Here is a 13,602-nt window from a genome sequence, read left to right as displayed (position 1 = left end):
TTGAAATCAGTATAAGAAATCCCATCCTTTCAAAGGATGGGATGCTATTAAGAAAATATAAAACTAAGTATTGATACGAATAAAGCGAAACCTAAAATAGTTCCACATATTTTCATATGGCGCTTACGTCCCATTACGACAATCGCAACATATTCGCGAATCATTGCGTTAGGCCAGTAATAAAATGCAGTTTTTGACCCGATTCCTTGGCTATTAAGACCAGCTTGTCTAGCGTATATGCCAGCGCGGAAAAGGTGGAAATTATTTGTGGTAAAAATACTTTTATATTTACCTTCAGGTTTTAAAGAATCCATAATTTCTTTAGAGAACAACATATTTTGATATGTGTTTACAGAGCGATTTTCTTGCACCGTATGTTCAAGAGGAATTCCTTTTTCAACAGCATAATTTTGCATTGCTTCTGCCTCTGGAAGACCTTCATCTGGACCTTGACCACCAGAGAAAATAATTGTTGGTGGTGTATTTACAGCTGCTTGTTTCCAATAGAAGTCGATAGCTTTATTAATGCGGCTTGCAAGTAATGGTGGTACTTTATCATTAATTAAGCCGCTACCAAGAACGATGATGAAATCTTGATTACGTCTTGGTCTGTTGAATTGGTATAAAAAATATGCACTTAAGAAGTTAGATAAGTGTATAAAGAAATAGAAGCTTATAAGAGAAATAGCTGCAAAAATAGGCTCTAAATGCGATGAGACCAAACTTGCTGGGTTTATGATAGGGAGTAACATAAAGAATAACATCCCTAAAGCAGCAAGGAGTGTTAAACAGTTAGTGAACCGTCTTCCTTCTCGCCTCATTAAAATTCTAGCATTAAGAAATAGCCCAAACATTAAAGCAACAATACCGAAAGGAAGCATAATAAGAAGTGCTAAAATAGGTAAAATTATAATATAGCGTAGGACATCACTACTTGAATTTACAGATATAATCACACAAAAAAGAAGGAAAAAACAGACAAAGGAATTAAATAAAAAGCCGTTTATTATTTTTCGCGGATCTTTTAAATATGAGATAAGAAAAATAATAAATAATATAAGAGGAATAATTCCGAAATACATCATAAATATAGTACACCTCAATTTGTATAAGAATTTGACATACCTTTTATATTACATGATTTTATAAGTGAAAATGAAAGAAAAAGGATTTTGAATTTTCTCAATAAAATATATGGATACATATGTTACAATATATTCAAAGCGATATATTAAAAGTAAAATGGTTGAAAAGGCACTCAATAGAGTGCTTTTTCTTTTTGTATGCAATTGTGCATATTATATTTTTTTTCAAATGAAGAGGATTACAATATAATTTGTAGACAGACTTTATAAAGCAGAATTTAATACAAACATTTCCCTCTACTTTTTGTATCTAACAATCGTATAACAATAAATAATTCTGTTTTATAGTGTCTGTTTTTGAAAGGTGTCTTTTTTGAAGGCACCTTTTTTTATTAGTATAGATAGTTTTCACTGTTAGCATAGTGTAAACTATCTATACTAAACATTAGCAATCTTCCGTATAAATATTATCAATTTACTATATATTCCAGTGGTGTTAACCTACATATGAAAGGCTTTCTTTTTCAAAATATTACCCCTAATAAAATTTTGAAGAAGTCAACTGTCTCCAAACTTGTCTTTATGCTTAAAGAAAAAGCACTCAAATTGAGTGCTTTTTCTTATTGAAACATGCTATTTTTCTAGGCGATTTTCATAAAATAAAAGTAAAGAAATGAAAGTGGGTGACAAAATGCCGGCAGTTGTGGAAGGTGTTATTATTGAAAACTGCAATGGAACAATTAATGTAGGGGATAAATATAACGTACAGCCGATTGAAAAGACGAAAGCTTATAATGGATCGGGATCATCAAATACAGGAATGAAAGTACAAACGTTTAGCGGGATTAGTACGGCGGATGTAAGGGATAATGATGCGTATGATCAAGTTATTCAATCAACGTTATAATTTTAAAATGCAAAATTGCATAAAGTAACATGTTTGTTGTATGTTACACTCTAGCTGTGAGCTGTTAATGATTCTTCTGTATTATAGTTGTTAGATTAGAAATATAACATCTTATCGAAAATCATACGTACAAAAAAAGACACTTCAAACGAAGTGTCTTTTTTTACTTTAGTGATACCCTTTAGCAGAGTCTTTATGAATTTTATTTTTAAAAATACTGTAGCTCCAAAGCTGATATCCAATAACGATTGGTACCATAACCATTGCAACGAAGAACATAATTTTTAAGTTTAATTGACTACCAGCTGCGTTATATAACGTTGTACTGTATGCATCGTTAATACGAGATGGTAACATTCTTGGGAACATACCTGCAAAGCCAGTTGTCATAAACATTGCGATTGTTAGGCAAACGAATGTGAATGCAAGGCCAATTTTATGTTTGTACACCATAATAAGTGCGAGTACACTCATTAGCATTGCAAGTACTGGAAGAATGAATAGTACCGGATATTCCGTAAAGTTTTGGAATAAGTTTGTCCGATTAGCAGTTGCTACATAGAAGATAGCTAAAATAATAGCAGCTGCCATTGAAAATGGTCTTGCGATTTTATAAGCACGATCAGATACTTCACCAGTCGTTTTAATCATGACCCAAAGGGCACCGGATACGACAAATATAGCAGTGAAGAAAAGACCACCTAATATACCGTAATGGTTTAGTAAGCTAAGTAAATTTCCTTCATAGCCATTTTTTCCGATTTGTAGTCCGTAATAAAGATTAGCGAACGTAACACCGAATAAGAAGGCGATTAGGAAACTGCCAATTGCAAATGCCCATTTACAAGTTTTTTGCCAAATTGGTGAATCATCTTTATGCATGAATTCCAGTCCAGCGGCACGAGCAAATAGTGCAAGTAATACTAAGAATAACGGTGTATATAAATAACTAAACATATTAGCATATGTGACTGGGAAGGCAGCAAATGTTGCGCCACCAGCTGTAATTAACCATACTTCATTACCGCCCCAGAACGGGCCAATTGCTTCTTGTAATTGATTTCGTTCTTGTCGATCTTTCGTAACGAAAGGAAAAATCATTCCGTTACCAAGTGCATACCCGTCAAGAATGAAGTAAACTGTCCAAATCACGCCCCATAAACCGAACCAGATGATTGCAAGCATATCATGAGACATGAGCTACACCTCCCTCAGTAGCAGGTTCTTCTAATGCGGCAGGTCCTTTTTTCGCGAACTTCAGCATTAAGTATACGTCTGCGATTAAAAGTAAAGTGTAGAATAAAATTAAACTAATTAATGAGAACCAAATTTGCGGGACAGATATAGGTGATACAGATTCTGCTGTACGCATTAGTTTATATACTGTCCATGGTTGACGACCTACTTCAGCGACAATCCATCCTGCGTTAATTGCGATATAAGGAAGTAAGACAGACCATATTGTAATTTTCAAATAACGTTTTGAGTTTTCTAGTTTTCCTTTTCGGTTTAAATAGAAGCCATACCAAGTTAATGCCATAAAGAACATGCCGAGTGCAACCATTAAGCGGAAGCTATAATACACGAGGTTAACATTTGGACGTTCATCTTTCGGAATATCTTTTAAACCAACAATTTCGCCATTAAATGAATTTGTGTAGAAGAAGCTTCCGAGTTTTGGAATCGTAAGGAATTCAAAGTTCTTCTCATTTTTTACATCAGGAATTTGAACAATTGAGAAGCCTTGTCCTTTTCCAGTTTCCCAAACTGCCTCCATCGCAGCACCTTTTGCGGGTTGATATTTAGCTGCTGATACACCAGATTGATGTCCCATAAACGGTGTAATTGTTGCGGCGAATAAGCCTAACATTAAACCAAACTTAAATGATTTTTTGAAGAATTCTACTTCATTTTTACGTAATAAGTGATAAGCACTAATTGCCATAACGAAGAAAGCACCTACGATATAACAACCAACTACAGTATGGAAGAACATGTTCCAAGCGTATGGATTCGTAACGAGTGCCCAGAAATCATTTAATTCAGCGCGGCCGTTACGCACGACGTATCCAACAGGGTTTTGCATAAAGCCGTTTGCTGTAATAATCCAAAGGGCGGAAATGTTTGTTCCAAGTGCAACCATCCACATACAGAAGGCACGGAACTTTGGTGAAATTTTGTCTTTACCGAATAACCATATTCCCATGAAAGTAGATTCTAAGAAGAAGGCAACGAGTGCTTCGATTGCGAGAGGTGATCCGAAAATGTCTCCCATATATTTGGAGTACTCAGACCAGTTTGTTCCAAATTGGAATTCCATCGTAATCCCGGTTATAATCCCCATTACGAAGTTAATTGTAAATAATTTACCCCAGAAATTTGCCATTTTACGGTATGTTGGATTCAATGTGCGGGCGTATTGAGTTTCCATACATGCTACTAAAATGACAAGTCCGATTGTCAAAGGTACAAATAAAAAGTGATAAAAAATAGTAATTGCAAATTGAAAACGACTCAGTAACAGAACGTCGGACATAATAAATATTCACTCCTTTTTTACATTATCTACAATCAGTTTATAGTGAAAATACGTTTAAAGTATGTGAAACTTGTTACAAAGATGTGTGTATATTTTGAAAGAATTATGTCGATTATCTGAAAATATCTTATTTTTACTATAAAGCGATATCCTTTTTGAGTTTTTCATATTTTGGTACACTATTTATGTAGTGTAAACGAGAGAAAAGAGGGTCCTTTACTATGAAGTCATTAGAAGAGATTTTGCAGTACAATGAGAAATTTGTTGAAGAGAAAAAATATGAAGAGTTTGTAGCGGGGAAATTTCCAAACAAAAAGATGGTAATTATTTCTTGTATGGATACACGACTTGTCGAACTATTACCAAAAGCGATGAATATGCGTAACGGTGATGTGAAAATTATTAAAGTAGCAGGCGCTGTTATTTCACATCCATTTGGAAGTATTATGCGTAGTATTTTAGTCGCTGTATACGAACTTGGCGCTGATGAAGTATGTGTAGTTGGTCACCATGATTGTGGTATGGCAAAAATTCAAGCAAGCAGTACGATTGAGAGAATGAAAGAACGCGGTATAACAGAAGAGAAATTAGATATGCTTCGTTATTCTGGAATCGATTTAGAACAATTCTTGCGCGGTTTCTCTAGTGTGGAAGAAAGTGTAGAACATAGCGTATCAGTACTTCGCAACCACCCATTACTTCCGGAAGAAGTACCTGTTCACGGTCTTGTTATAGATCCTGATACAGGAAAATTAGATTTAGTTGTGAATGGTTACGACAATTAAGAATTTACTTTGTCATCCTTTTTATCTGGGACAGGATCAAATCCTCCCGGGTGGAAAGGGTGACATTTTAATATACGCTTACAAGTAAGCCAAAAGCCTTTGAGTGCACCATGTTTTTGAAACGCCTCTAATCCGTAATGAGAACAAGTTGGATAAAAACGACATGTTGGTGGCGTCATCGGAGAAATGAACTTTTGATAAAAGCGTATAATCCCAATAAAAATCTGTTTCATAACGGTCTCCTTTTCAGCATATTCTTAAAGTATTATAGCACGACTGTACATAATACTTTACTAATGTGCATTTCCGTTATATCATATTGGATATAACGGAATTAAATTAAAAGCGGGAGAGATGTTGTATGCCATCAGTAGAAAGCTTTGAATTAGATCATACGATTGTAAAGGCACCTTATGTAAGACATTGCGGAGTTCACAATGTAGGTAGTGACGGTATTGTAAATAAATTCGATATTCGTTTCTGCCAACCGAATAAACAAGCAATGAAACCAGATGTTATTCATACGTTAGAGCATTTATTAGCATTTAATTTACGTAAATATATTGATCGTTATCCGCATTTTGATATTATCGATATTTCACCGATGGGCTGCCAAACAGGATATTATCTTGTAGTGAGCGGAACGCCGACAGTTCGAGAAATCATTGATTTATTAGAACTAACATTAAAAGATGCGGTTCAAATTACAGAAATTCCGGCTGCAAATGAAACGCAATGTGGTCAAGCGAAGCTTCACGACTTAGAAGGAGCACAACGCTTAATGAACTTCTGGTTAAGCCAAGATAAAGATGAACTTGAGAAAGTTTTTGGATAAAAAGAAAAACTGCCTGTGAAAGGGCAGTTTTTTATTTTATTAAGAGCGAACATGTTCTTTTTTTATGAAAGTATACTAGACACTCCAACATATAAAACAAAGGCAGAACAGAGAAAATAAACAAATGCTTTCGTTTTTTGCTGCTTCTTTATTTCATCGATTCCAAAAAGGATACACATAATACTTAAAAGGATAGACACGTAAGGTAAAAGAATAGTGAAGTTTGCAAAGAAGCTAAATAGGGCGAGAGAAAGAGCGATAGTGGCGATTATAATTTGAATGTTTTTTAACATGGAATCCCCCTTAAGTAGAAAGAAATAGTTACTGAGAGAAAATAATTATAAATGCTAAATTGGTCAAAATTTCATTCTACATATAACGAAAGTAGTTTGATATTAAAAAGAAGAATATGAGACTGGAAACGAAAAAATACGGGATACTCATTGATTTTCGTCCGGATTTCAATTCATTAATTCCTAGAAGAATAAAGAAACAACTGAGAATAAATTGTACGTATGGGAGAAGTGAAAAATTATCGGTAACATGGATATAAGTGCTTAGAATGAGTAAGAGAAGCATGAGAAATGCTAAAAAAATCCGTAATATAGTTAGAGTTAGCATTGTATAGCCTCCTTTAGACCATTTACTAGAATATTTCTGTGAAACCAATAAATAAAGCAGCGGCCCCTGCTAGTAGAGCGAGCAGACTACCTCCTGTTTGTCGTTTTAATATTTCCTCTAAACTTATGGTGAGGGCCATACCTCCTAAAAAGATGAACATATAAGGCATTATTTCTCTACTACCAGTAAAAAATTCATAGATTGCTATAGATAAGGCAATAAGTGATAAAGTAATCCGCCCCCCTTTTAGCATAAAAGACCTCCTCTATTTTATGTAGGTAATAATGAGAACTATCCAAATGAAAGCACCGGCAATAATACAAATAAATCCAGTTGCTGCCTCCTTTTTCTTTATTTGTTCAAATGCGATGAGAAACATTAAAGCCCCTAATAGAAATTGTGAAAGAGGTAAAAAATTATTTTGACCTGTATATAATCCAATTGCCGACATAACGATCACAGTGAGTGCTACTATGATGCGAAGTATACGAAGCATATTAGGAATTCTCCTTATTCTTTTTTGTATAAGGATTGTCTTCTAGTTTATCGACGGAATGTTTATAAGCATAGCCTTTATTAATTGTCATGATGGAGAGTACGAGGATGATTAGGACGATGATAATACCGATAATTAATATTTTGAACATAAAATCCCTCCTTTTCTTTATTTTACATAATTTTGTAATTGATGAAAACAATAGAAAATAAAAGGATGAAAGAAGGGTGTTACATGGAGACGAAAAAAACATATTATATATCAATAGGAAATGGTCAAATTTCACAAGTGAAGACGGCGGATACGTATAATTTTGAGATTTCCGCAAATGATGAGGAAATTACGGAATTAAGAGAGCACTTTGATCAAGCATATGTAGAAGATTTAGGGTCATTTGTACGCTCCCACGTTCCATTTGTTGAGTATCATCACGATTCAAATAATGACCGATATGATGAACAACTACAAAAAGCATATAAAATGATTTACGATTTAGGAAATCATGAGACGAAAGAATTAGTCGCGCAAATGGGAATAATCAATGGATTGTAATTGGATAATATTATGCAGAAAAGCGAGAATATGCTACAATTTGTGGTAGGAAAAACTTGTAACCATCAATAGGGGAGTAATGGCATGTACAAATTTAAAGATTATTACCACAACACTGTACAATTATCGTTTGAACGTTATCCATTTTCTCCTGAGCCAAAGCATGTTTGGGTTGTATGCCGGTACGGGGATCAATGGTTATTAACGCATCATTTACGTCGCGGTCTTGAATTTCCAGGTGGTAAAGTAGAACTAGGGGAAACACCGGAAGAAGCGGCAGTTCGAGAGGTTCATGAAGAAACCGGCGGCATAGTTTCTGATTTAACTTACTTAGGACAATACAAAGTATCTGGAAAAGACAAAATAATCATTAAAAACATTTATTTTGCAACAATTAGTGCGGTAGAAGAACATACGCATTACGAAGAAACGAAAGGGTCTGTTTTATTAAAAGACATTCCTGACAACATTAAAACGAATAGAAAATTTAGCTTTATAATGCGCGATGACGTATTAGCGCGTACGATGAAACATATAGAAGAAATCGGCTGTTTTACGAAGTAAAGTAGCCGGTTTCTTTTTTTGTATGTAAGAATAAATGTAAATATATCTTTACATTATTTTGGGTATATTATACAATTTTGTAAAGATATATTTACATTTTAGGAGGGGGAAGATGGATAAAAGAAAAGAAACGACTGTTACTGTTTCGATGGTTAAATTAAACTTTTCTTTATTTTTTATAATAATTGCTTTGTCGTTTGGAATTGGTTATTTGCATATATTTCTTTCGGGTGGGGGCGGATTAAAGTTTCACTTTATCTCCACCTCTAAAAACGAAAGCACCTCCAACAAATCATCTACGATACGTGAATGCTTAAAATTCCCCCAAAACGAATCTTTTTTCCAAACACCAAGAATCCCTACTTGTTCAGAACCAAGCACATCGTTTTCTGGATGATCTCCAACATAAAGACATTCTTCTGCCTTCACATCTAGTCTTTGCAAAGCACGTTCGAAAATTTCAGGATGAGGTTTTTTAATTCCTTCAGCTTCTGAAACGAGAATGGTGTTTGTATACGTATGTATATGTAGTGCTCGAAGGTTGCTCATCTGAAATTCAGTAAAACCATTTGTAATAATACCAATTTTAATGTTTCGCTGTTTTAACTGTTGAAGTAGTTCATGCGTGTTTTTGAAAGGAATACAATGATGTTGGAAGTTTGTAATATAGTCGTGTAGTAGTTGTTCTTGCGTTAAAGTAGTAATGTTGTATTCGGAAAGGAGAGTAGCATATACTTTATCCTTCCACGTATAGCCATTATTATCGAGTTCAAGAAATCGAGAACAATACTTTGATTTCTCTATGCTCTTCAAATGTGAGGCGAAGCGATTATATTGCTCACAAATAAATTGTTCTAAAGATTGGCGCCGATCTAATAGTGTTCCATCTAAGTCGAATAAGATTGCACGAATCATGGGAAGCCTCCTTGCAGTTTTTATAATTAATTATCGCATATTCGTAAAAAAATGATTATGATATTTTGTAGAATGGAATAATGGGGGATTGTATGAAGAAACTGTATGGCAAGTTAGTGTGTTGTATTATAGCAAGCAGTTTAGTTGCAGGATGCGAGAGTGCTATCGAGGTTACGAAAGAAAAAGAAATTTGTAAAACAGAAGAAGAGTGCACGCAAATAGGAGATAAAACATTACAAAAAGTATATAAAAAGATAGAGGGACTTTCAGAACTTGAAAAAGTAGAGGATTATGACATAGAAGAGTATGAAAGTATGAATATGAAAGAGGCGGAACAGAAAAAAGAAGAGGATGACAATTACTTCTTTTTAGCTTCTTATTATATCGATGATGATGAAATTGTAGATCCTTATTTTGAGAAATTGGATCGTAAGAGATTGAATAAAGTTTTTGCAGATGACAAAGTAGCAAAAGATGATTTGTTAAGCCAGCGACAAGATAAAGAGTATCATGAAACGTTATGGGACATGTATCGCACTCTCATTCCAGTGAAATATCGTGAGAATATAACAGGGTTTGATCTAATAACGGATGGTTATGACGGCGTTGTTGCCCATGTCATGCCAAGTATGGATGACCCGAGATATTGGTTGCTTAGTTTAGACGTGCTCGATTCTGGGGTGAATATAGATGAAGTGATGAAAACATTAATTCATGAAACGGCTCACGTATTAACGATTGGGCATAAACAAGTACCAGTGGATAGGAAATATTTAGAGGCGTTTGATGAAGAGAAAGACATTTCATCATATCGAAATAAATGTAACACGGTGTTCTTGAAAAATGGATGTGCGAGAAAAACTTCGTATATTAACCAATTTTATAATGAATTTTGGAAACCAATTGAGCAAGAGTGGACAGAAAAGAAAGTAGAAGAAAGTGAAGAGGCACAAATTGAATTTTATAAAGAAAAGCATGATGATTTTGTATCGCTGTATGGAACAACAAATGTAACGGAGGATATCGCAGATACATTTACAGCGTTCATTTTACAAGATTCAAAAAAGGTGAAAGAAGGAACAGAGTTAAAATATAAAAAAATTGCTTTCTTCTATCAGTTCCCTGAGCTTGTAAAAATGAGAGCGGAAGTGCTGTCGGGATTATATGATGTTTCAAAAACGATAGAACAACAAAGTGGAGACTAATGTGAGTTATGCTTTCGATATAGTTTCGTTAAAGAAAAGCGTGAAGAATTTTTAATTCTTTGCGTTTTTTATGTTGATAAAATTGAAAATTCTGTATTTTTATTAAAAAGAAGAAGGAACTTGCGGTATAAAATAGAATTAGTATAAAAATGTCACAATTTAGACACAATTATAATGCGCGTGTTGTAGGGACTATAAGTTTACTCTCGAGGAGGTAATGAAACGTATGAAAACGATTCTTGCTGTTGCTGGTCTCATTTGGGTAATGTCTCACGGTTTTCCGATTTTTGAAGGGGAGCAAATTCGTAGTGCTTTGAATGAAAAGTTTAATGATTATCATGTGATAGATCGAAAAGATAATGTCGTTACAGTACGTGTGAAAGACTGTTTCCATACAGTTACGGTTGCGGATGGAAACATTACAAATGAAACGAAAATGTGTGATAAAAGGTAAAAGAAAGAAGCTGACTATAGCGCACTGTTTTGAGTCAGCTTCTTTTTCTTTTTCCAATTAGAATTTTTTCAAATGCCTCAACAAATACATACATAAGAGTTGCAAGAACACATGTGAGTAGTACGCTAAGTAAGACGAGTGTGAAGTTAAAGACTTGGAATCCGTAGCTAATTAAGTAGCCAAGTCCTTGTTTGGAAACGAGAAGTTCTCCGAAAATAACACCGACCCAGGATAAACCAACATTTACTTTTAACGTTGAGATAATTGCTGGAAAGGATGCAGGGAGAACGACTTGCTTATAACATTGCCATTTATTTGCGCCAAATGTGTCCATCACTTTTATATAGTTAGAATCGACTTCTTGAAATGCACTGTAAATAACGAGAATGGTAATGATGATGGAAATGATTACTCCCATTGCGATAGAAGATGAAATGTTTGGACCGAAAATAACGATGATGATTGGACCGAGTGCAACTTTTGGCATTGCATTTAGGACGACGAGGTAAGGATCAAGTACGCGGGCTAGAAGTGGCATCCACCAAAGAAACGTGGCAATAATAGCACCGAGTACCGTTCCGAGAATGAAGCCTACTCCTGTTTCCAGCAATGTCGTCCATATGTGGACCCAAAGTGAACCGTCGATCCATTTCGTTAAGAAGAGATCCCAAATACTCGAAGGAGAACTAAAGAGTAAAGGATCGAGCCATTCTTTTTTGCTAGCTATTTCCCATAGTGCAAAGAAAAGAATAAGTAGTAAAAGCTGTAATGAGCGAGCAATCCAAGCACGCCTGCGTTCTTTCTTTCGAAATTGTTCATGTAGTTGTTTTATATTATCCAAGTCGTTCCAGCTCCTTCCATATATCTTGAAAGAGGGCTGGGAAATCGTAGTGATGGCGTGCTTCTAACGGTGATAAAGAACGGATACTTTCCGGGACGATAAAGGTTTTTGCGATTTTTCCAGGATTCGCTTGCAGTAAATAAATATGATCACTCATCGCAATCGCCTCTTCAATATCGTGAGTAACAAGTAGTGATGTTTTCTTATATTTATTTAGTAAGTTGAAAACGAGTTCTTCTAGTTTTAATTTCGTTTGATAATCGAGTGCGGAGAATGGTTCATCTAGTAATAAAATTTTCGGATCAGTTGCTAACGTTCGAACGAGAGCAGCACGTTGACGCATACCGCCGGATAGTTCACGAGGATATTGTCCTTCTACCCCATGTAGACCGACTTGTTTTAAAAGATTTAAAGTATGTTCTTTCATCTGTTCATCATAAATCTTTCGAATATGAAGTCCAAGCATAATATTTTCTTCAATTGTTTTCCACGGGAATAAGTAATCTTGCTGCAACATATATCCCATAGATGAAGTTTTCGTTGTAATTGGTTCACCATCTAAAAAGACGATACCATCAATTGGATCAAGTAGTCCAGCAATGATTGAGAGGAGCGTTGTTTTACCGCAACCACTTGGGCCGAGTATAGAAATAAATTCGCCTTCTTCCACTTGTAAGCTCATATCTTCGAGAATAAGTTTGGCATTCTCTTTTGCGAAAAAACAGTGAGAAACGTTACGTATTTGTAAAAAACTCATACACTTCGCCTCTATTTCTTAATAACGCTTTCGGCAATTTTTGTATTGACGAGCGCTTCATGTGGGACTTCTTTTTGTAATTCACCAGCATCTTTCATAATCGTTTGGAGCTGTTTCCATTCTTCCGCATCTAGTAGTGGATTTGTCGCATAAGAATGTTGTTTTTTATACCGTTCAATTACTTTTACTGTAATGTCTTTCGAAGTGTCTTTAAATAGCGGAGAAACAGCATCAGCAATCTCTTCTGGACTATGTGTATCAACCCATTGCTGTGCTTTATAGAGCGCACGTGTGAACTTTTCAGCAGCAGCTTTATCTTTCTTTAAGAAACTTTCTTTTGCCATGAACGTTGTATAAGGAACAGTACCAGATTCATTTCCGAATGAAGCGACGATATAACCTTTACCTTCTTTTTCGAATATGCTTGCAGTCGGTTCAAAGAGCTGCACAAACTCTCCTGTACCAGATGCAAAGGCATTTGCAATATTAGCAAATTCGATATTTTGAATTAAGTTCGTATCTTTCCGAGGATCAATGCCATTTTTCTTTAAAACGTATTCCCCAACCATTTGCGGCATGCCGCCTTTACGCTGTCCTAAAAATGTAACACCTTTTACGTCATTCCAATTAAAAGAGTCTAGTTTTTTACGTGAAACTAAAAATGTCCCATCTGTTTGTGTAAGCTGTGCAAAGTTAATGACAGGGTCTTTCGCTCCTTGTTGATGAACGTAAATAGACGTTTCAGAACCGACGAGAGCAATATCAATTCCGCCAGATAATAGGGTGGTCATCGTTTTATCGCCACCAGCTGTTGTTTGTAGGTCAATATTTAGTCCTTCATCTTTAAAAAATCCTTTTTCAATCCCGACATATAATGGGGCATAGAAGAGAGAATGGGTAACTTCGCCAACGCGAATGTTTTGAGTTTGTTCTTTCGTACTTTCTTTTTTACTACTACAAGCAGCAAAAGTAAAAACAGCTAGTAACATGATGCAAAAAATCGCGATTAATTTTTTCACTATATAACACCTCCTAGAAGTCACTCT

The 13,602-nt window shown here is 35.1% G+C and carries 19 protein-coding genes and 1 pseudogene; 8 read left to right on the top strand and 12 right to left on the bottom strand.

Annotated features, from left to right (window positions below; translation table 11 throughout):
* Positions 1–47: 47 nt before the first annotated feature.
* Positions 48–1,085, bottom strand: coding sequence for a YdcF family protein (locus tag BHV55_RS23960; protein WP_070757020.1), 1,038 nt, complete (start codon positions 1,083–1,085; stop codon positions 48–50).
* A gap of 673 nt (positions 1,086–1,758) precedes the next feature.
* On the opposite strand from BHV55_RS23960, the gene BHV55_RS23955 reads away from it, so the two are divergent.
* Positions 1,759–1,992: a spore germination protein gene (locus BHV55_RS23955; protein WP_002062565.1), complete on the top strand. Its 234-nt coding sequence runs from the start codon at positions 1,759–1,761 to the stop codon at positions 1,990–1,992.
* A 168-nt stretch (positions 1,993–2,160) separates the two neighbouring features.
* Here BHV55_RS23955 and cydB read toward each other — a convergent pair whose 3' ends face one another.
* Both cydB and cydA read right to left on the bottom strand, forming a co-directional pair.
* A complete protein-coding gene (cydB, locus tag BHV55_RS23950) occupies positions 2,161–3,189 on the bottom strand; it encodes a cytochrome d ubiquinol oxidase subunit II (protein ID WP_000017662.1) in 1,029 nt (342 codons plus the stop codon).
* A complete protein-coding gene (gene cydA, locus BHV55_RS23945; protein WP_001286194.1) occupies positions 3,179–4,528 on the bottom strand; it encodes a cytochrome ubiquinol oxidase subunit I in 1,350 nt (449 codons plus the stop codon). Before cydA ends, cydB begins: the two co-directional genes overlap by 11 nt.
* Positions 4,529–4,752: 224 nt before the next feature.
* On the opposite strand from cydA, the gene BHV55_RS23940 reads away from it, so the two are divergent.
* Positions 4,753–5,316, top strand: coding sequence for a beta-class carbonic anhydrase (locus tag BHV55_RS23940; RefSeq protein WP_000838164.1), 564 nt, complete (start codon positions 4,753–4,755; stop codon positions 5,314–5,316).
* On the opposite strand, the gene yidD is transcribed toward BHV55_RS23940, so the two are convergent.
* Positions 5,313–5,549, bottom strand: a complete 237-nt coding sequence (yidD, locus tag BHV55_RS23935) for a membrane protein insertion efficiency factor YidD (protein ID WP_000809334.1) — start codon at positions 5,547–5,549, stop codon at positions 5,313–5,315. The genes BHV55_RS23940 and yidD overlap by 4 nt on opposite strands.
* 128 nt (positions 5,550–5,677) lie before the next feature.
* On the opposite strand from yidD, the gene luxS reads away from it, so the two are divergent.
* On the top strand, positions 5,678–6,151 hold the full coding sequence (gene luxS / locus BHV55_RS23930; protein ID WP_001141371.1) for an S-ribosylhomocysteine lyase LuxS: 474 nt from the start codon (positions 5,678–5,680) through the stop codon (positions 6,149–6,151).
* Positions 6,152–6,213: 62 nt separating this feature from the next.
* Here the strand turns inward: luxS and BHV55_RS23925 are convergent, their stop codons facing one another.
* The 4 genes from BHV55_RS23925 to ytzI all read right to left on the bottom strand — a co-directional run bounded on the left by BHV55_RS23925 (position 6,214) and on the right by ytzI (position 7,419).
* Positions 6,214–6,444, bottom strand: a complete 231-nt coding sequence (locus tag BHV55_RS23925; RefSeq protein WP_000916673.1) for a YczI family protein — start codon at positions 6,442–6,444, stop codon at positions 6,214–6,216.
* 353 nt (positions 6,445–6,797) lie between these two features.
* Positions 6,798–7,025, bottom strand: a complete 228-nt coding sequence (locus tag BHV55_RS23920) for a DUF3953 domain-containing protein (RefSeq protein WP_000911649.1) — start codon at positions 7,023–7,025, stop codon at positions 6,798–6,800.
* 12 nt (positions 7,026–7,037) lie between these two features.
* Positions 7,038–7,268 (bottom strand): DUF3953 domain-containing protein, encoded by a 231-nt coding sequence (locus BHV55_RS23915; protein ID WP_000944456.1) that lies wholly within the window; start codon positions 7,266–7,268, stop codon positions 7,038–7,040.
* Position 7,269: 1 nt separating this feature from the next.
* The gene (gene ytzI / locus BHV55_RS23910) at positions 7,270–7,419 is read right to left on the bottom strand and encodes a YtzI protein (RefSeq protein WP_000472791.1); all 150 of its coding nucleotides are present in this window, start codon (positions 7,417–7,419) and stop codon (positions 7,270–7,272) included.
* An 83-nt stretch (positions 7,420–7,502) separates the two neighbouring features.
* Between ytzI and BHV55_RS23905 the strand changes: the two genes are divergently transcribed.
* From BHV55_RS23905 to BHV55_RS23895, 3 genes and pseudogenes are all read left to right on the top strand, one after another.
* Positions 7,503–7,820, top strand: coding sequence for a hypothetical protein (locus tag BHV55_RS23905; RefSeq protein ID WP_000448409.1), 318 nt, complete (start codon positions 7,503–7,505; stop codon positions 7,818–7,820).
* A gap of 84 nt (positions 7,821–7,904) precedes the next feature.
* Positions 7,905–8,384 carry an antimutator 8-oxo-(dGTP/GTP)ase gene (gene mutTA / locus BHV55_RS23900; protein ID WP_000276385.1) on the top strand — a complete coding sequence of 160 codons (480 nt, stop codon included), beginning with the start codon at positions 7,905–7,907 and terminating at the stop codon, positions 8,382–8,384.
* A 112-nt stretch (positions 8,385–8,496) separates the two neighbouring features.
* Positions 8,497–8,619, top strand: a pseudogene (locus BHV55_RS23895) (DUF3267 domain-containing protein); the annotation flags it as partial.
* Positions 8,620–8,633: 14 nt separating this feature from the next.
* Here the strand turns inward: BHV55_RS23895 and BHV55_RS23890 are convergent.
* Complete coding sequence (locus BHV55_RS23890; RefSeq protein WP_000617254.1) at positions 8,634–9,299, bottom strand: HAD family hydrolase; 666 nt, start codon at positions 9,297–9,299, stop codon at positions 8,634–8,636.
* 92 nt (positions 9,300–9,391) lie between these two features.
* On the opposite strand from BHV55_RS23890, the gene BHV55_RS23885 reads away from it, so the two are divergent.
* The gene (locus tag BHV55_RS23885; RefSeq protein ID WP_070757019.1) at positions 9,392–10,504 is read left to right on the top strand and encodes a hypothetical protein; all 1,113 of its coding nucleotides are present in this window, start codon (positions 9,392–9,394) and stop codon (positions 10,502–10,504) included.
* A gap of 226 nt (positions 10,505–10,730) precedes the next feature.
* Positions 10,731–10,958, top strand: coding sequence for a hypothetical protein (locus BHV55_RS23880; protein ID WP_000849112.1), 228 nt, complete (start codon positions 10,731–10,733; stop codon positions 10,956–10,958).
* Between the two features lie 34 nt (positions 10,959–10,992).
* Here BHV55_RS23880 and BHV55_RS23875 read toward each other — a convergent pair whose 3' ends face one another.
* Genes BHV55_RS23875 through BHV55_RS23865 form a run of 3 tightly spaced genes read right to left on the bottom strand, consistent with a single transcriptional unit; the run spans position 10,993 to position 13,575 of the window.
* Positions 10,993–11,799: an ABC transporter permease gene (locus BHV55_RS23875; RefSeq protein WP_048568022.1), complete on the bottom strand. Its 807-nt coding sequence runs from the start codon at positions 11,797–11,799 to the stop codon at positions 10,993–10,995.
* The gene (locus tag BHV55_RS23870) at positions 11,792–12,556 is read right to left on the bottom strand and encodes an ABC transporter ATP-binding protein (RefSeq protein WP_070757018.1); all 765 of its coding nucleotides are present in this window, start codon (positions 12,554–12,556) and stop codon (positions 11,792–11,794) included. The genes BHV55_RS23875 and BHV55_RS23870 overlap by 8 nt, the downstream gene beginning before the upstream one ends.
* A gap of 11 nt (positions 12,557–12,567) precedes the next feature.
* Complete coding sequence (locus BHV55_RS23865; RefSeq protein ID WP_000733152.1) at positions 12,568–13,575, bottom strand: ABC transporter substrate-binding protein; 1,008 nt, start codon at positions 13,573–13,575, stop codon at positions 12,568–12,570.
* Positions 13,576–13,602: the final 27 nt, after the last annotated feature.

The organism is Bacillus sp. RZ2MS9, assembly GCF_001816185.2.
Lineage (GTDB): Bacteria > Bacillota > Bacilli > Bacillales > Bacillaceae_G > Bacillus_A > Bacillus_A cereus.
The sequence above is the reverse complement of the archived record's forward strand: the minus strand, read 5'-3'. Positions and strand labels throughout refer to the sequence as shown.